This is a genomic window from Nocardia amamiensis (assembly GCF_015477605.1).
Lineage (GTDB): Bacteria > Actinomycetota > Actinomycetes > Mycobacteriales > Mycobacteriaceae > Nocardia > Nocardia amamiensis_A.
This window is the reverse complement of the sequence record NZ_JADLQX010000342.1, coordinates 1-255: the sequence shown is the minus strand read 5'-3', so window position 1 is coordinate 255 and position 255 is coordinate 1. Positions and strand designations below refer to the sequence as shown.

Genomic DNA, 255 nt, shown 5'->3' with positions numbered 1-255 from the left:
GTCGGCGCCCTCGGTGACGATCGCGTTGATATCGATCGTCGCGTTGGCGGGCATGTCGAGGTCCATGTCGACATCCAGCTGACCCAGGTCGGCCACCGGCACCCAGCCGATCTCGGCGAGCTGCTCGAGGATCTCCCCGGCCGACATCCGGCCCAGGTAGTTGAAGCTGATCTGGCCGGACGAGCCGAGGCTCGGCGCGGTCTCCGGATTCAGCTGCCGCAGCAGGCCGTAGCCGAGGCCCTTGTCGGGCACCGC

The 255-nt window shown here is 68.6% G+C and carries 1 protein-coding gene; it reads right to left on the bottom strand.

Annotation, left to right across the window (positions count from 1 at the left end; genetic code table 11):
- Positions 1–255, bottom strand: a 255-nt coding sequence (locus IU459_RS40680) for a hypothetical protein (RefSeq protein WP_195134370.1), incomplete at both ends; no start/stop codon positions are given.